This is a genomic window from Roseomonas genomospecies 6 (genome assembly GCF_008365375.1).
GTDB lineage: Bacteria > Pseudomonadota > Alphaproteobacteria > Azospirillales > Azospirillaceae > Azospirillum.
The window spans coordinates 15,029-31,805 of record NZ_QOKW01000046.1 but is presented as its reverse complement, the minus strand read 5'-3'; the positions used below and the strand labels follow the sequence as shown (position 1 = coordinate 31,805).

General features: G+C 68.8%; 14 protein-coding genes. 7 read left to right on the top strand and 7 right to left on the bottom strand.

The window, feature by feature from the left end; genetic code table 11:
- Nucleotides 1–174 precede the first annotated feature (174 nt).
- The 3 genes from uvrC to DS843_RS29410 form a co-directional block, all read right to left on the bottom strand.
- Nucleotides 175–2,019 (bottom strand): excinuclease ABC subunit UvrC, encoded by a 1,845-nt coding sequence (gene uvrC / locus DS843_RS29420; RefSeq protein WP_149472368.1) that lies wholly within the window; start codon nt 2,017–2,019, stop codon nt 175–177.
- Between the two features lie 99 nt (nt 2,020–2,118).
- Nucleotides 2,119–3,243: a LacI family DNA-binding transcriptional regulator gene (locus DS843_RS29415; RefSeq protein WP_149472367.1), complete on the bottom strand. Its 1,125-nt coding sequence runs from the start codon at nt 3,241–3,243 to the stop codon at nt 2,119–2,121.
- A gap of 87 nt (nt 3,244–3,330) precedes the next feature.
- Nucleotides 3,331–4,269, bottom strand: coding sequence for a LysR family transcriptional regulator (locus DS843_RS29410; protein WP_286192399.1), 939 nt, complete (start codon nt 4,267–4,269; stop codon nt 3,331–3,333).
- A 130-nt stretch (nt 4,270–4,399) separates the two neighbouring features.
- On the opposite strand from DS843_RS29410, the gene DS843_RS29405 reads away from it, so the two are divergent.
- Nucleotides 4,400–5,587, top strand: a complete 1,188-nt coding sequence (locus DS843_RS29405) for a urate hydroxylase PuuD (RefSeq protein ID WP_149472366.1) — start codon at nt 4,400–4,402, stop codon at nt 5,585–5,587.
- On the opposite strand, the gene uraH is transcribed toward DS843_RS29405, so the two are convergent.
- Nucleotides 5,572–5,934 carry a hydroxyisourate hydrolase gene (gene uraH, locus DS843_RS29400; RefSeq protein ID WP_149472365.1) on the bottom strand — a complete coding sequence of 121 codons (363 nt, stop codon included), beginning with the start codon at nt 5,932–5,934 and terminating at the stop codon, nt 5,572–5,574. The genes DS843_RS29405 and uraH overlap by 16 nt on opposite strands.
- Before the next feature lie 306 nt (nt 5,935–6,240).
- Between uraH and uraD the strand changes: the two genes are divergently transcribed.
- From uraD to DS843_RS31465, 6 genes are all read left to right on the top strand, one after another.
- The gene (gene uraD, locus DS843_RS29395; RefSeq protein ID WP_286192398.1) at nt 6,241–6,723 is read left to right on the top strand and encodes a 2-oxo-4-hydroxy-4-carboxy-5-ureidoimidazoline decarboxylase; all 483 of its coding nucleotides are present in this window, start codon (nt 6,241–6,243) and stop codon (nt 6,721–6,723) included.
- Nucleotides 6,720–7,961, top strand: a complete 1,242-nt coding sequence (locus DS843_RS29390; protein WP_149472363.1) for an allantoate amidohydrolase — start codon at nt 6,720–6,722, stop codon at nt 7,959–7,961. Before uraD ends, DS843_RS29390 begins: the two co-directional genes overlap by 4 nt.
- The gene (locus tag DS843_RS29385; protein ID WP_149472362.1) at nt 7,958–9,190 is read left to right on the top strand and encodes a M20/M25/M40 family metallo-hydrolase; all 1,233 of its coding nucleotides are present in this window, start codon (nt 7,958–7,960) and stop codon (nt 9,188–9,190) included. The genes DS843_RS29390 and DS843_RS29385 overlap by 4 nt, the downstream gene beginning before the upstream one ends.
- A gap of 169 nt (nt 9,191–9,359) precedes the next feature.
- The gene (locus tag DS843_RS29380) at nt 9,360–10,403 is read left to right on the top strand and encodes a GMP reductase (protein ID WP_149472361.1); all 1,044 of its coding nucleotides are present in this window, start codon (nt 9,360–9,362) and stop codon (nt 10,401–10,403) included.
- A 158-nt stretch (nt 10,404–10,561) separates the two neighbouring features.
- The gene (gene glf / locus DS843_RS29375) at nt 10,562–11,818 is read left to right on the top strand and encodes a UDP-galactopyranose mutase (RefSeq protein WP_149472360.1); all 1,257 of its coding nucleotides are present in this window, start codon (nt 10,562–10,564) and stop codon (nt 11,816–11,818) included.
- On the top strand, nt 11,815–11,991 hold the full coding sequence (locus DS843_RS31465; RefSeq protein ID WP_167525527.1) for a hypothetical protein: 177 nt from the start codon (nt 11,815–11,817) through the stop codon (nt 11,989–11,991). Before glf ends, DS843_RS31465 begins: the two co-directional genes overlap by 4 nt.
- A gap of 147 nt (nt 11,992–12,138) precedes the next feature.
- On the opposite strand, the gene DS843_RS29370 is transcribed toward DS843_RS31465, so the two are convergent.
- Genes DS843_RS29370 through DS843_RS29360 form a run of 3 tightly spaced genes read right to left on the bottom strand, consistent with a single transcriptional unit; the run spans nt 12,139 to nt 16,777 of the window.
- The gene (locus tag DS843_RS29370) at nt 12,139–13,143 is read right to left on the bottom strand and encodes a formate dehydrogenase subunit gamma (RefSeq protein WP_149472359.1); all 1,005 of its coding nucleotides are present in this window, start codon (nt 13,141–13,143) and stop codon (nt 12,139–12,141) included.
- 57 nt (nt 13,144–13,200) lie between these two features.
- Nucleotides 13,201–13,836 carry a formate dehydrogenase FDH3 subunit beta gene (gene fdh3B, locus DS843_RS29365; protein WP_149472358.1) on the bottom strand — a complete coding sequence of 212 codons (636 nt, stop codon included), beginning with the start codon at nt 13,834–13,836 and terminating at the stop codon, nt 13,201–13,203.
- 22 nt (nt 13,837–13,858) lie between these two features.
- A complete protein-coding gene (locus DS843_RS29360) occupies nt 13,859–16,777 on the bottom strand; it encodes a formate dehydrogenase subunit alpha (RefSeq protein ID WP_149472357.1) in 2,919 nt (972 codons plus the stop codon).

Here is a 16,777-nt window from a genome sequence, read left to right as displayed (position 1 = left end):
AGCGCTTGATCCCAGCGCGCCGCGGCTCGCCCGACACATCGCCGACCCGCCCAGACGACGAACACGCCAGACCGAAACCATGCCGGCTCCTTTCATAAGGAGACAAGCATGTTAGCGCCTATGCCCCAGCCCTCCCCTGCGAAGCGGGGGAAGGCTGGGGAGGGGGCGAGTCACTCACCCGTGAAAATGCTCGTACACCCGCCGGGCCAGCGCCGCGCTGATGCCGGGGGTGGCCTCCAGATCCTTCAGCCCCGCCGAGGCCACGGCGGTGGAACTGCCGAAATGGTGCAGCAGGGCCTTCTTGCGCGACGGGCCGACGCCGGGGATGCCGTCGATGCGGGTGTGGTCCATCGCTTTCAGGCGGCGGGTGCGGTGGGCGTCGATGGCCGTCCGGTGGGCCTCGTCGCGCAGCCGTTGCAGGAAGTAGAGGACCGGGTCGTTGGGCTCCAGCCGGAAGGGCTCGCGGTCCGGCAGGAAGAAGCGCTCGCGCCCGGCGTCGCGGTCCGGCCCCTTGGCGATGGCCGCCAAAGGCACGCCCGCGATGCCCAGCCCGTCCAGGACCGCGCGGGCGGTGTTCAACTGGCCCAGGCCGCCGTCGATCAGCACCAGATCGGGCCACTGGCCGCCGCTGCGCTGCGGGTCCTCGCGGAGCGCGCGCCCGAAGCGGCGGGTCAGCACCTCGCGCAGCATGGCGCAGTCGTCGCCCGCGGCCGCCGGGTCCTTGATGTGGAAGCGGCGTCCGGCGTTGCGCTGGATGCCCTCCGGTCCGGCGACCACCATCGCGCCGACCGGGAAGGCGCCCTGGATGTGCGAATTGTCGTAGATTTCGATACGGGCCGGGGTTTGGGACAAGCCGAAGACGCGCGCCACCCCGGCCAGCAGCTTTCCTTGCGCGGAGCGTTCCGCCATGCGCCGACCGTGGGCCTCGCGCGCGTTGGTCAGGGCGTGCTCGACGACGCGGCGCTTCGGTCCGCGCTGGGGAACCTCCACCTCCACCCGCCGCCCGGCGGTGAGCGTCAGTGCGTCGGCCAGCAGGGCGCGCTCCGGGATGTCGTGGCTCAGCAGCAGGTGGCGGGGCGGCGGCGTCCCTTCGTAGAGCTGCGCGGCGAAGGCGGCGAGGATCGCGGCGGGCTCCTCCTCCCCGTCGTGCCGGGGGAAGAAGGCGCGCGTGCCCTGGTTGCGCCCGCCACGGAAGAAGAACGCCTGGACGCAGGCGGTCCCACCCTCGGCATGGACGGCCAGCACATCGGCGTCCTCCAGCACGCCTTCCAAGTTGATGTCCTGGCGGCTCTGCAGGGCGGTCAGGGCGCGGATGCGGTCGCGCCAGCGGGCGGCGTCCTCATAGGCCAGCCGTTCGGAGCAGTCCGTCATGTGGCGGGCGAACTCCGCCTGGACGGCGGCGCTGCGCCCGGACAGCACGTCGCGCACGCCCCGCATCTGGGCGGCGTATTCCTCTGCCGTGACGCGCCCGACGCAAGGGGCGGAGCAGCGCTTGATCTGGTGCTGGAGGCAGGGGCGCGTGCGCGAGGTGAAGGTGGCGTCATCGCAGTTGCGCAGCAGGAAGGCGCGCTGCAACGCCCCGATGGTCATGCCGACGAGGGCCGGGGAGGCGTAGGGGCCGAACAGGTCGCGCTTCTTCCCATGCCGGTCGGCGCTGCCCCGGTGGTGCATCAGCCGGGGGAACGCGTGCCCCTCTCCCAGCGCGATGTAGGAGAAGGACCGGTCGTCCTTCACCAGCACGTTGAAGGGGGGCAGCAGGCGGCGGATCAGGTTCGCCTCCAGCAGGAGGGCCTCCGCCTCGGTGTGGGTGGTGACGAACTCCATGGAGCGGGTCAGCGCCACCATGCGGCGGGTGCGGTTGGGCAGCCCGTCCGTCCGGGTGTAGCTGGCCACCCGGCGTTTCAAATTCTTCGCCTTGCCGACATAGAGGATGCGCCCGTCCGCCCCGATCATCCGGTAGACGCCGGGAGTGTCCGGCAGAGTCGGCAGGGTGGCGCGGATCGCCGCTGCTCCATCCATCGCCTTAATCCGGTGCTTCAACCATGATGGAGCGAAAGGAAGCAGGGGAACGAAAGGTGGACTAGGGACAATCTTGGGAACTGTCCTTCCGCAATAGGATCAGCCCACCGTCTGCCGTTCCAGCCCGGCATCGGCGTCGGGGCGTGTGCTGTCGCGGACGACCAGTTCGCAGTCCAGCCCGTGATGCGGCTGCGCCACCGCCGTGCCGTTCAGCCGGGCCAGGATCTGGGCGGCGGCCAGCTCCCCGATCTCGCGCTGCGGCGGGCGCACGGTGGACAGCGGCGGCAGGCAGGCGGCGCTGAAGGTCAAATCACCGAAGCCGATCACCGCCAGATCGTCGGGCACGCTCAGCCCGCGCCGGTTCGCCTCGAACAGCACGCCCAGCGCCATGGCGTCGTTGGAGCAGACCACCCCGTCGATGTCCGGATGCAGGGCGAACACCTCGTCGATCAGCCAGATGCCGACGGGGGTGGAGGCGGTGTCGGGTGCGGTGAAGGCGATGGGGTCGTGCAGGCCGCGGCGGCGCACCTCGTCCTCATAACCGTCGGTGCGGCTGCGCACCCGCATGTCCTGGTGCACGGCGGCCCCGATGTAGGCGACTTTGCGGCTGCCCTGGTCGTAGAGATGGGCGGTCTGCCGCCGCCCCACCTCGAAGTGGGAGAAGCCGACCGTCATGTCCACCGCCGGGGTCTGGGCGGAGGGGATGTCCCACATCTCCACCACCGGCACGCCGGAGGAGCGCAGCATGGCGCGCGTCCGCTCCGTGTGGTGCAGGCCGGTGACCACCACCGCCGCGGGCGACCAGGCGAGGAAGGCGCGGATCAGCTCCTCCTCCCGCTCCGGATCGAACTCGCTGACGCCCAGCAGGGTCTGGTAATGGGCGGTCTGGAAGGCGCTTTGCAGCGTGTTGTAGGTTTCCGCGAAGAAGGAATTGGTGATGGAGGGCAGGATCACCCCCACCGTCCGGCTCTTCGCCGCTGCGAGGCTGCCCGCCACGAGATTCGGGACGTAGCCGAGCTGGTCGATCACCGTCCGCACGCGGGTCGCCAACTCCTCCGACACCGCCTCCGGCTTGCGCAGATAGAGCGAGACGGTGCTGGGCGACACGCCGGCGGCGCTGGCCACGTCCGTCATGGTCAGCCGCTGGGTGGCGCGGCGGGTCTTCTTGCGGATGGGTTTGGCGGGCTTCGGCGGAATCGGCTTGGCGGGCGGCTGTGCGGTCATTCTCGTCCTTCCCTGCGGCGAACCCCGCCGCGCGGCGTGGCGGCATCATAGCACGCGCTCGGAACGGCGGGGAAAAAGCAGGACCGGTCAGGATGGGGCATGCGGCTCCGTTTCCGCCAGGGCGGCGCGGGCCTGTTCCGCGAAGAAGTCGATGAAGACGCGGATTTTCGCGGGCAGAAGGTTGCGGTGGGGGTAGAGCACGGCCAGCGTCACCGGCTCCGGAGGGCAGTGCGGCAGGACGACGCGCAGGTCCCCGCGGCGCAGATGCCCGGCCACCTCCCACAGCGGTTTCAACACGATCCCTTCCCCGGCCAGCGCCCAGCCGGTCAGGACATCGCCGTCGTCGGCGTCGAACTGGCCGGACACCGGCAGCGTCATCGGGCCTTGCGGGGTGTTCAGCGTCCATTGGAACTGCTGCGATCCGGGAAAGCGCAGCAGCAGGCAGTGATGGGACAAAAGATCCTCGGGCCGGCTCGGCACCCCCCGCTGCTCCAGGTAGGACGGCGCGGCGCAGAGCACCCGCGGCAGATCGGCGACCTTGCGCGCGACGAAGCTGGAATCCTTCAGCGGCGCCATGCGGATGGCGACGTCGGTCGCCTCGCGCAGCAGGTCCAGCAGATGGTCGGACAGGCGCAGCCGCAGGTCCACCTGGGGGTAGGCGGCGCGGAAGCGTGGCACCATCGGCGCCAGAATGCGCCGTCCGAAACCCAGCGGCGCCGTCACCCGCAGGCTGCCCACGGGTGCCCCGCCGATGGCGCCGACGCTGCTCTCCGCCCGCTCCGCCGCTTCCAGCACCTCCAGGCAATGCTCGAAGAAGACCTTTCCGGCCTCGGTGAACTGCACCTGCCGGGTGGTGCGGTTCAGCAGGCGGGCGTTCAGATGCTCCTCCAGGCTTTGCAGCCGGTGGCTGACCACGGCGGGCGACAGGCGCAGGCTGCGCCCGGCGGCGGACAGGCTGCCCAGCTCCACCACCCGCACGAACACCCGCATGTTCTCCAGCAGCGCCACGCCCGGACCTTTCCCCACCCGCAATGGGGAATCCTCCCACCTTTCCGTTTTTTTTGAAAGTGCTGGCGCACGCATCCGCTTCCCCGCTGCGCTGCGGCAACCGTAGAGTTCAGGGTGAGGATCACCGAACGGAAGAGGCCGCGACGCGATGGAGCCGATCGTCTGGGAATGGGTCAACCTTCTGGTGCGCTGGCTGCACGTCGTCACGGCCATCGCCTGGATCGGGTCGAGCTTCTACTTCATCCACCTGGACCTGTCCCTGCGGCGGCGCGACGGCCTGCCCCCCGGCGTGGCGGGCGAGGCGTGGCAGGTCCACGGCGGCGGCTTCTACAACATGATGAAGTACACGGTCGCCCCGCCGGAACTGCCGGAGAAGCTGACCTGGTTCAAGTGGGAGGCCTACGCCACCTGGCTCAGCGGCTTCGCCCTGCTGTCGGTGCTCTACTACCACGGCGCCGAACTCTACATGATCGACCCGGCGGTGCTGAACATCCCCTGGTGGGGCGCGGTGCTGCTCAGCCTGGGCGCGCTGGGGCTGGGCTGGCACGTCTATGACCGGCTGTGCAAGTCGCCGCTGGGCAAGGACGACGTGAAGCTGGCGGCGGCGGGCTTCGTCTTCCTGGTGCTGGTCGCCTGGGGCCTCAGCCACCTCTTCAGCGGGCGGGCGGCGATGCTGCATGTGGGCGCGCTGATCGGCACGATGATGTCGGCCAACGTCTTCCGGATCATCATCCCCAACCAGACCAAGGCCGTCGCCGCCATGAAGGCGGGCCAAGTGCCCGACCCGGCGCTGGGCAAGCAGGCCAAGCAGCGGTCGCTGCACAACAACTACCTGACGCTGCCGGTCGTCTTCCTGATGATCTCCAACCACTACCCGCTGGCCTTCGGCACGCGCTACAGTTGGGTGATCGTGGCGGTGGTTCTGGTGGTGGGGGCGGTGATCCGCCACTTCTTCAACAGCCGCCACGCCGGCAAGCCGACGCCCTGGTGGACCTGGGCCGTGGCCGCCGCGGGCGTCGCCGTCATCGTGGGCTTGAGCGCCGCTGGGACGCGGACCGAAAGCGCCGCCGCACCGGCCAGGGTCGAGTTCGCTCAGGTGGAGGAGGTGGTGCTGTCCCGCTGCTCCATGTGCCATGCCGCGCAGCCGGTGTGGGAAGGGATCGGCGTGCCGCCGCGCGGCGTGATGCTGGACAGCGCGGAGGCGATCAGCCGCCACGCGCCCCAGATCCGGACCTGGGCGGCGCTGTCCGACGCGATGCCCCCCGGCAACGTCACCGGGATCACGCCGGAGGAACGTCGCCTGCTCGCCGTCTGGACCGATCAGCTTCCCCGGTAGGTGGAATAGCTGTAGGGGGAGACGAGCAGCGGCACATGATAATGCTGGTCCGCGTTGGCGACGCCGAAGCGGATCGGCACCGTGTCGAGGAAGGCGGGTTCCGCCATCCTCAGGCCGCAGGCGCGGAAATAATCCCCGGCTTCGAACACCAGCTCATAGACGCCCGGTGTCAGGTCGGCCCCGGCGAGGAGCGGCGCGTCGCAGCGCCCGTCGGCGTTGGTGCGGGTTTGGGTCAGCCGCTCCCGCCGCTCCCCGTCGATGCGGTAGAGGGTGACGGCGATCCCGGCGCCGGGCCGTCCGTGCGTCGTGTCGAGAACATGCGTCGTCAGGCGCCCGCTTCCGGACATGGGTCTCTCTCCTCTCTTTAAATTCCCTCGCCCCTCTGGGGAGAGGGTTAGGGTGAGGGGGCGCCCGCCAGGGCGTCCAGCGCGCTGCAATGAGCCAGCGTGGTCGGCCTCACGGCCGCCCCCTCATCCTAACCTTCTCCCCAGAGGGGAGAAGGAACAAGCAACCTTATACCCCCTTGCCGCGCGGTCCGAACGGGGCCTGCGCAAAAAGACTTTCAAACGGATCGAAAAAGCGGACCTCGGCGATTGCGGGTATGCTGCGGGGCAGGGGACCGATCAGGGAAGGCCGGAATGCGACCGAGCGAGATGGACCGTGCAAGTTTCGTCGCCCGATTCGGCGGCGTGTTCGAACATTCGCCGTGGGTCGCCGAAGGCGCCTGGGATGCCGGGAATCCGCCCGACGATGCGGAGGGGCTGCACGCCGCGATGGTCGCCGTCCTGCGCGCCGCCGGCCATGACCGGAAACTGGCGCTGCTGAACGCCCACCCCGATCTGGCGGGCCGGCTGGCGATGCGCGGTGAGCTGACCGCCGACAGCACGGCGGAGCAGGCCAGCGCCGGGCTGGACCGCTGCACGCCCGACGAGTTCGCCCGCTTCACCGACCTGAACGACGCCTACAAGGCGCGCTTCGGCTTTCCCTTCATCCTGGCGGTCAAGGGCCGCAGCCGCGCCGAGATTCTGGAGGCGTTCGAAACCCGCCTGTCCAACAGCCCGGAGGAGGAGTTCGCCACGGCGCTGGCCCAGGTGGAGCGCATCACCTGGCTCCGTCTCAAGGACATGCTTCCATGACCAATTTCGGCGCGGACCTGATGGCGCGGCTGGAGGCCTTCGCCGGCTTCACGGAGGAGCCGGGGCTGCTGACCCGCCTGTTCCTGACCCCTCAGCACCGCGCCGCCGCGGACTGGCTGATGGAACTGATGGGCAAGGCCGGGATGAGCGCCCGGATCGATCCGGCGGGCACGGTGGTGGGCCGTTACGAAGGCACCACGCCCGGCGCGCCGGCCCTGCTGATCGGCTCCCACATCGACACGGTGCGCAACGCCGGCAAGTATGACGGGAACCTGGGCGTACTGGCCGCCGTCGCCGCGGTGGCGGAACTGGATCGGCTGGGCGAGCGCCTGCCCTTCGCCATCGAGGTGCTGGGCTTCGGCGACGAGGAGGGGGTGCGCTTCCCCCTGACCCTGACCGGCAGCCGCGCCATCGCGGGCCGCTTCGACCCGACGGCGCTGGAGGCGCGCGACCGCGACGGCGTGCGCATGGCCGACGCGCTGCGCGCCTTCGGCGGCGACCCCGAGGCCATCGCCACTGCGGCTCGCAAGCCGGGGGAGGCGCGGGCCTTCCTGGAAGTGCACATCGAACAGGGGCCGGTGCTGGAGGCCGAAGGGCTGCCGGTCGGCATCGTCACGGCGATCAACGGCGCCACGCGCTTCGCCGTCCGGCTGCGCGGCATGGCCGGGCACGCCGGCACGGTGCCCATGGCGCTGCGCCGCGACGCGCTGGCCGCCGCCGCCGAGATGACGCTGGCGGCGGAGCGGGTCGCCGCGGCCTCGGACGCGGGGCTGGTGGCGACGGTGGGGCGGATCGAGGCGAAGCCGGGCGCCGTCAACGTCATCCCCGGCGAGGTCGTCTTCACCCTGGACGTCCGCGCGCCGGAGGACGCCGTGCGGCGGGACGGCTGCACCGCCATCCTCGGCGCGTTCGAGGCCATCGCTGCCCGCCGCGGCGTCGAACTGTCCGTGGAGACCACCCACGACGCGGCGGCGGCTCCCTGCTCCCCCGGCATCCGGCGGCGGATCGAAGCCGCGGTGACCCGCGCCGGCGTCCGTCCCCTGTCGCTGCCCAGCGGCGCCGGGCACGATGCCATGGCCTTCGCCGACGTGTTGCCGATGGGCATGCTGTTCGTCCGCTGCACGGGCGGCATCAGCCACAACCCCGCCGAATCCATCACCGCGGAGGACGCCGACCTGTCGGTTCGCCTCCTTCTGGACATCATCCGCCACTTCGAGCACGAGACCCCGACGCCATGACCGACACCGCCCAAAAGGCCATCCGCGCTTTCCTGGAGCAGACCCGCGACGATCAGGTCCGCTTCCTGGCCGAACTGGTCAAGGTGCCCTCCGACAACCCGGCCGGCGACTGCGCCCCCCACGCGGAGCGGGCCGCGGAACTGCTGGAGGCCATGGGCCTGACGGTGGAGCGGCACCCGGTCCCGGCGGATCTGGTGCGGGCCAACGGCATGATCTCCGCCACCAACCTGATCGTGCGCCGCCGCTTCGGCGACGGGCCGACCGTGGCGCTGAACGCCCATGGCGACGTGGTGCCGCCGGGCGAGGGCTGGACCCGCGACCCCTACGGGGCGGAGGTGGTGGATGGCTGGATGTACGGGCGCGGCGTCGCCGTCTCGAAGTCGGACTTCGTCACCTACACCTATGCCCTGCTGGCTCTGGAAAAGGCCGGGCTGGACCGCGGTACGGTGGAACTGCACCTGACCTACGACGAGGAGGCGGGCGGCGAGATCGGGCCGAAGTGGCTGCTGGACGAGGGGCTGACCAAACCGGACTTCGCCATCGCCGCGGGCTTCAGCTACGGCGTCGTCACCGCGCACAACGGCTGCCTGCATCTGGAGGTGGAGGTCACCGGCAAGTCCGCCCACGCCGCCCTGCCGATGACCGGCATCGACGCGCTGGAGGCGACGACGGCGATCCTGGCCGCGCTGTACGAACACCGCAAGGGCTACGCCGGCACCGTGTCGGCGGTGGGCGGCATCGGCTCGCCGCAATTGACGGTCGGCCTCATCAAGGGCGGCATCAACACCAACGTCGTCCCCGACCGCGTGACCCTGCGCCTCGACCGCCGCATGATCCCGGAGGAGGCGCCGGAGACGGTGGAGGCAACCCTGCGCACCGTCATCGCCGAGGCGGCCAAGGCTTTCCCGAAGGCCCGCGTCGAGGTCCGCCGCATCCTGCTGGCCCGCCCGCTGACCCCGCTGCCCGGCACCGACCGGCTGGCCGCCGTCCTCTGCGCCCACGCCAGCCGTGTCATGGGCGAGCCGGTGGAGACCAAGGGCGTGCCGCTCTACACCGACGCGCGCCATTATTCGGACGCGGGCGTGCCCATCGCCCTGTTCGGCGCCGGTCCCCACACCATCGAGGAGGCCAACGCCCACCGCGCCGACGAGCGCCTGCCGCTGTCCGACCTGTTCAAGGCGACGGAGGTTGTGGCCCTGTCGCTGTTGGAGTTGTTGGGGGAGGGGTGAGGGTGGCGTTGGTGCTGACCTTGCCCCCTCCCTAACCCTCCCCCTCTTCGAGGTGGAGGGGACTGCCGCCGCTTCGCAGAAGGCACCCTCTCCCGCGAAAGCGGGGGAGGGCCGGGGAGGGGGCCAGTAACGCTCCCATAACGATAAGAACGACAAGGACGACCCGCCGGTGATCATCGAGAACGATCTGAAGCTGGACTTCAAGGACGTGCTGATCCGCCCGAAGCGCAGCACCCTGGAAAGCCGCAACGACGTGGACATCGAGCGGACCTTCCGCTTCGTCCACAGCGGGCTGGAATGGACGGGCTTCCCTCTGATCGCGGCCAACATGGACGTGGTCGGCACCATGGCCGTCGCCCGCGCCCTGTCGCGCTTCGGCGCCATGACCGCCCTGCACAAGCACTACCCGGCGGACTCCCTGATCTCCTTCTTCCGGGACGAGGACACGGCCAACGTCTTCTACTCTCTGGGCACGACGGAGGCCGACTACGACAAGTTCCAGGCGGTGAAGGCGAAGGCCCCGGTGGGCAAGCTCTGCCTGGACGTCGCCAACGGCTACACGGAGCGCTTCGTGCGCGTCATCGGGCGGTTGCGGACGGAGAACCCGGACATCGTCATCATGGCCGGAAACGTGGTGACCGGCGACATGACCGAGGCCCTGCTGCTCGCCGGGGCGGACATCATCAAGGTCGGCATCGGGCCGGGGTCGGTCTGCACCACCCGCAAGATGACCGGCGTCGGCTACCCGCAGCTCTCCGCCATCATCGAATGCGCCGACGCCGCCCATGGGCTGAAGGGGCAGGTCTGCGGCGACGGCGGCTGCACGGTGCCGGGCGACATCTCCAAGGCCTATGGGGCGGGCGCGGACTTCGTGATGCTCGGCGGCATGCTGGCCGGTCACGACGAGTGCGAGGGCGACATCCGCTACGAGGAACGCGGCGGGCAGAAGGTGCCGGTGGCGATGACCTTCTACGGCATGTCGTCGGACACGGCGATGCACAAGTACGCGGGCGGCGTCGCCTCCTACCGCGCTTCGGAGGGCAAGACCGTGGAGGTCCCCTACCGTGGACCGATCGACGGCACGATGCAGGAGATCATGGGCGGTGTCCGCAGCATGATGACCTACATCGGCGCCACCAAGCTGAAGGAGGTGTCGAAGCGGACGACCTTCGTCCGCGTCGGCGCGCAATTGAACACCGTCTTCGGAGGCTGATGCCGCGAGGGGGTAACCCCTGACGGTCGCTTCCTCCCCACCGTCTTCGTCCGGAACCACAGGCGGGTTCCACCGTTCGCAGGATGTGCGGACGGGTGGGGCGCCGGACGGCTTGCCTCCCTCGTCCGTCTTTTCGCGGGACGAGGAAGGCAGAGCTTATGCGTGATTTCGATGGTACCGCTCCGGCTTACGTGGGGCGGACGGACGGGCCGGCGGTCTTCGATTACCTGATCGTCGGCGCCGGTTTCGCCGGCAGCGTGCTGGCGGAACGGCTGGCGGCGGGGCTGGACAAGCGGGTGCTGCTGATCGACCGGCGCCCGCACATCGGCGGCAACGCCTACGACCATTACGACGACGCGGGCGTGCTGATCCACCGCTACGGCCCGCACATCTTCCACACCAATTCGCAGCCGGTGGCGGACTACCTGTCCCGCTTCACGAAGTGGCGTCCCTACGAGCATCGGGTGCTGGCCCATGTGGACGGGCAGTTGGTTCCCATCCCGATCAACCGGACGACGGTGAACCGTCTCTACGGCCTGGACCTGGACGAGGCCGGGGTCGCCGCCTTCCTGAAAGGCCGGGCGGAACCGGTGGCCGACGTCCGCACGTCGGAGGATGTGGTGGTCGGCGCGGTCGGACGGGAACTGTACGAGAAGTTCTTCCGCGGCTACACCCGCAAGCAATGGGGTCTCGACCCGTCGGATCTCGACAAGGCGGTGACGGCGCGCGTGCCGACGCGGACCAACGACGACGACCGCTATTTCGGCGACAGCTTCCAGAACATGCCGCTGCGCGGCTTCACGCGGATGTTCGAGAACATGCTCGACCATCCGAACATCACCATCCGGCTGGGTGCCGATTTCCGCGATGTGACTCGGGACGTGCGCTACCGCAACCTGGTCTTCACCGGCCCGGTGGACGAGTATTTCGGGCACCGCTTCGGCAAGCTGCCCTACCGCTCCCTGACCTTCCGGCACGAGACGGTCGATCGGGAGTGGTTCCAGCCCGTCGCCGTGGTGAACTACCCCGGCGAGGAGGTGCCGCACACCCGCATCACCGAATACAAGCACCTGACCGGGCAGACGAACCCGCGGACCAGCCTGACCTACGAATACCCCTCGGCGGAGGGCGATCCCTACTACCCGATCCCCCGCGCGGAAAACACCGCCCTGTACCGCAAGTACCAGGAATTGGCCGACGCGACGCCGAACGTCCATTTCGTCGGGCGGCTGGCGACCTATCGTTATTACAACATGGATCAGGTGGTGGCGCAGGCGCTGGCGCTCTACACCCGCATCGCCAAGGCCGAGGGCGCCGTGGCGGAGGGCGCACGGGGAATCTCCGGCATCGGCGCCGCTCCGTCGCCGGCCCCGGTCCACAGCAGGCCGGCCCACAGCAGGAGGGAAGCGTCATGAAAGCGTTCGGACTGGCCCTGGCCGTTGCCGTTTTCCTCGCCATCGGCGCGAGCGTCGTCCTGACGGACACACTGAGCCGCAGCGCCGATCAAGCCTTCGCCGCCCCCTCGGTCCGGCTGAGCGAGGACAACACCGTGAAATACCGGGATTTCATGGGACCGCCCATGGAGTAACTTTCCCTCTCCCGCCCCAGGAGGGGGAAGGGCCCCGCGCGAAGCGCGGGAAGGGTGAGGGTAGGACCGAGAATCAGCGCAACGATTCTCGGTCCTACCCTCACCCGGCCCTTCGGGCCACCCTCCCCCGGGACGGGAGAGAGATTTTTACTCCGCCGCGTGGTGCCTCAACCGCCCGTCCTGGTTGGCGTGGCTGTTGCGGAGCTGCTCCTCGTACCAGCGCCGGTGATGGTCCTTGGCCCAATTCTCGTCCACCACCCCGCTGCCCATGGCGTCGAAGGCGCCTTCCATGCCGATGGTGCCGATGTAGATGTGCCCGATGATCAGCGCGATCATCAGCGCGGCCACCACCCCGTGCACCACATGCAGGATCTGCATGCCGCTGATTCCGGTGACGGCGAAAGGCATCATCAGCAGGAAACCGGTCAGCGCCAGCGCGAAACCGCCGAACACCACCGCCCAGAACACGCCTTTCTGACCGGCGTTGAAACGCCCGGCCTCCGGATGTTCGCCGGACTTGTTCAGCACGCCGCCGAGCGTCTTCAGCCAGACGAGATCGGCCTTTTCCGGGATGTTGTCGCGCACCCACAGCACGAAGATCATCACCAGACCGATGACGAAGGGCACGCTGAAGAAGTTGTGGATGTACTTGCCGGCTTCGGCCAGCATCGTGAAGTTCGGGTGGCCGATCAGCGGGATCAGCAGCATCCGTCCGAAAGTCACGATCAACCCGGTCACCGCCAGGATCAGGAAGCTGACCGCCGTCGTCCAATGGGCGAAGCGGTCCATGCCGCTGAAGCGCTGCACCGGGCGCCCGGACCGCCCGCCATGGATGCGGATGGTGCCCCGGATCAGATAGAAGACGGCCAGCACCACGATCGGACCCAGGAACAGTGCTCCGGCGATGATCTTCAGCCAGACCATGCGGAACTCGCGCCATTCCCGCCCCTCCGGCTGCACCAGCACGTCCAGCTTGGTATCGGGAATGCTGACCCGCCCGGTGATCATCCCGTCCGGCGTCTGGTAGAGCTGAACCTCGTCCTTGGAGGTGGGCGAGTTCGGCCCCGGCGTCTGGTAAAGCTGCGCCTGCACCGCCGGGGCTGCCAGCAGCAGAACGAACAGGACCAGCAGGGGACGGAGAAGCTTCGTCATGGCGTGTTCTTCCCTGGAGAGATTTGGCCTTGGGGGAGGGGGCATCACCCGCCCCACTCAACTCCCACCCGTGCCTTTGCCGCCCGGACCGAAGGCGCCGCCCCGGTCGTCGCGCCCGTAGGCGGTGGTCCAGCCCCATGCGCCGGAACCGTAGCCGCGGCGCACCGTCCGTTCCTTGTAGATGTCGGCCAGAATCTCACCGTCCCCGGCCATCAGCGCGCGGGTGGAACACATCTCCGCGCACAGCGGCAGCTTCCCTTCGGACAGCCGGTTGGCGCCGTATTTCTGGTACTCCTCCAGCGTGTTGTCCGTTTCCGGGCCGCCCGCGCAGAAGGTGCATTTGTCCATCTTGCCGCGCCCGCCGAAGTTGGTCGCCTGCGGATACTGCGGCGCACCGAAGGGGCAGGCGTAGAAGCAGTAGCCGCAGCCGATGCACAGGTCCTTCGAATGCAGCACCACACCGTCCGCCGTCTGGTAGAAGCAGTCCACCGGGCAGACCGCGGCGCAGGGCGGGTCGTTGCAGTGCATGCAGGCCATGGAGATCGACCGTTCGCCCGGCACGCCGTCCTTCAGCGTGATGACGCGGCGGCGGTTGATGCCCCAGGGGATGTCGTGCTCGTTCTTGCAGGCGGTGACGCAGGCGTTGCATTCGATGCAGCGTTCCGCGTCGCACAGGAATTTCATGCGGGCCATGGGTCTCTGTCCTCCCTGTGCGTCAGGCCGGTTCGACGCGGCAAAGCGTCACCTTGGTTTCCTGCATGAAGGTCATGGGGTCGTAGCCGTAGGTCGTCACCCCGTTCGCCGGTTCGCCCAGCACGATGGGGTCGGTGTTCGGCGGGTAGTTCTCCCGCAGGCTGTCGCCCTGCCAGTAGCCGGAGAAGTGGAAGGGCATGAAGACCGTGCCGGCGCCGATGCGTTCGGTCACCAGCGCGCGCATCCGGGCCTTCGAATTGTCCTCCGGCCCGTAGACCCAGACCATGCCGCCGTCGCGGATGCCCAGACGCTCGGCGTCCTTGGGGTTGATCTCCACGAACATCGACTGCTGCAACTCGGCCAGCCAGGGGTTGGAGCGGGTCTCCTCGCCGCCGCCCTCATACTCGACCAGCCGTCCGGAGGTCAGGATGAAGGGGAAGCGCTGGCGGATGTCGCTCTCCGTCACCTTGAACTGGAGCGAGCGCGCCAACTGCGGCAGGCGGAAATCGCGCCGGTCCTCGATGGCCGGGAATTCCTTCACCAGTTCGGGGCGCGGGGAATAGATCGGCTCGCGGTGGAGCGGCACCGGGTCGGGCAGATTCCAGGCGACGGCGCGGGCCTTGGCGTTGCCGTGCGGCACGCAGCCGTGCTTCAGCGCGACGCGGATGATGCCCATGGACAGGTCGGTCTGCCAGCTCACCTCGTCCACCTTGTCGCCGCCGATGGCCTCGATGACCCGCATCTCCTCCGCCGTCAGGTCCTTGTCCCAGCCCAGCTTCTTCAGCACCGCCATGGTGAATTCGGGATAGCCGTCCTCGATCTCCGATCCCTTGGAATAGGAGCCGTCGGCGAGCAGGCTGACGCCGTTGCGCTCCACCCCGAAGCGGGCGCGGAAGACGCCGCCGCCCTCCATCACATGCTTGGAGGTGTCGTAGAGAACGGCGCAGCCGGGGTGTTTCAGCTCCGGATGGCCCCAGCAGGGCCAGGGCAGTCCGTAATAGTCGCCTTTCAGCGGGCCGTCCGTGGCCTGCATGGTGATCTTGTCGAAATCGGCCTGATGCTTCATGTGCATCTTCAGCCGCTCCGGCGACTGGCCGGTGTAGCCGGTGGACAGGCAGCCGCGGTTGATCTCCCGCAGGATGTCCTCCGGCACGGGGCGGCCGTTCTCGACCGTGATGTGCTTGAACATCTCGTCGGCGAAGCCGAACTTGCGGGCCAGCATGTGGATGATGGTGTAGTCGTCCTTGGACTCGAAGATCGGTTCCACGATCTTCTCGCCCCACTGCATCGACCGGTTGGAGCAGGTGCGCGAGCCGTCCGTCTCGAACTGGGTGCAGGCGGGCAGGATGTAGGTGCCGTTCCTCCGCTGCTTGAAGGATGCGAAGGTGGTCGGGTGCGGGTCGGCGATGACGAGCAGGGACAACTGCTCCAGCCCCTTCAGCATCTCGGGCATCCGGGTGACGGTGTTGCCGCCGTGGCCGAAGACGACCATCGCCTTCAGCGGCGACGGCTGCTGGATCTCCTCCGGCTTGTAGGTGACGCCGTCGAACCAGCGGGTGGTCGGGATGCCCTTGGCCTCCATCAGCTCCTTGGAGGCGAAGCGGGCCTTCATCCAGTCGTAATCGACGTCCCAGACGCGGCAGAAATGCTTCCACGCCCCTTCCGCCAGCCCGTAGTAGGAGGGCAGGGTGGAGACGTCGAGCCCGAAGTCGGTGGCTCCCTGCACGTTGCAGTGGCCGCGGTAGATGTTGGCCCCGCCGCCCGCCGTGCCGATGTTGCCCAGCGCCAACTGGAGGATCGACAGGGCGCGGACGTTGGCGGTGCCGGTGGTCTTCTGGGTGATTCCCATGCACCAGATGACGGTGGACGGGCGGTTCTTCGCCAGCGCCTCCGCCACGCGGTAAAGCTGCTCGCCGGGCACGCCGCTGACCCGCTCCACCGCAGCGGGGTCCCACTTCTTCACCTCGGCGCGGATCTCGTCCATGCCGTAGACGCGCCGGGCGATGTAGTCCTTGTCCTCCCAGCCGTTCTCGAAGATGTGCCAGAGGATGCCCCAGGTCACCGGGATGTCGGTGCCGGGGCGGATGCGGACATATTCGGTGGCGTGGGCGGCGGTGCGGGTGAATCGCGGGTCGATGACGATGAAGGGCGCGCGGTTGCGCTCCTTCCCGCGCAGCATGTGCGGCAGCGAGACGGGGTGCGCCTCCGCCGGGTTGCCGCCGATGATGAGAAGCGCCTTGGAATTCTGGATGTCGTTGTAGCTGTTGGTCATGGCGCCGTAGCCCCAGGTGTTCGCCACCCCGGCGACCGTGGTGCTGTGGCAGATGCGCGCCTGATGATCGACGTTGTTGGTTCCCCAGAAGGCCGCCAGCTTGCGGAAGAGATAGGCGCCCTCGTTGGAGAACTTGGCCGAGCCCAGCCAGAAGGTGGCGTCCGGCCCCGACTGCTGGCGGATCTCCAGCAGCTTGTTCCCGATCTCCTCGATGGCCTGATCCCAGGAGATGCGCTGCCACTGGCCGTCGACCAGCTTCATCGGGTATTTCACCCGCCGCTCGCCCTTGGTCAGTTCGCGGACCGACGCGCCCTTCGCGCAATGCGCGCCCTGGCTGATCGGGCTTTCCCAGCCCGGCTCCTGACCGGTCCACACGCCGTTCTGCACCTCCGCGATCACGGTGCAGCCGACGGAACAGTGGGTGCAGACGTTCTTGCGGGTGACGACCTCGATGTTGGGCAGGATCGGCCCGGCTTCGGCCTTGCGGATCATCGCGGCGGGCAGCGCGCTCAGCGCCGCCATGCCCCCGGCGGCGAGGCCGGAAGTCTTCAGGAAGCCGCGGCGGTCCACGGTCCCGCCCAGACCGGCGGCACCCGCCGACAGGCCGTTCAGGCGGCGGGCGAGGGGGGCGCGGTTGGCGGCGGTTCCGGCGTTGCGCTTGACGAGCAT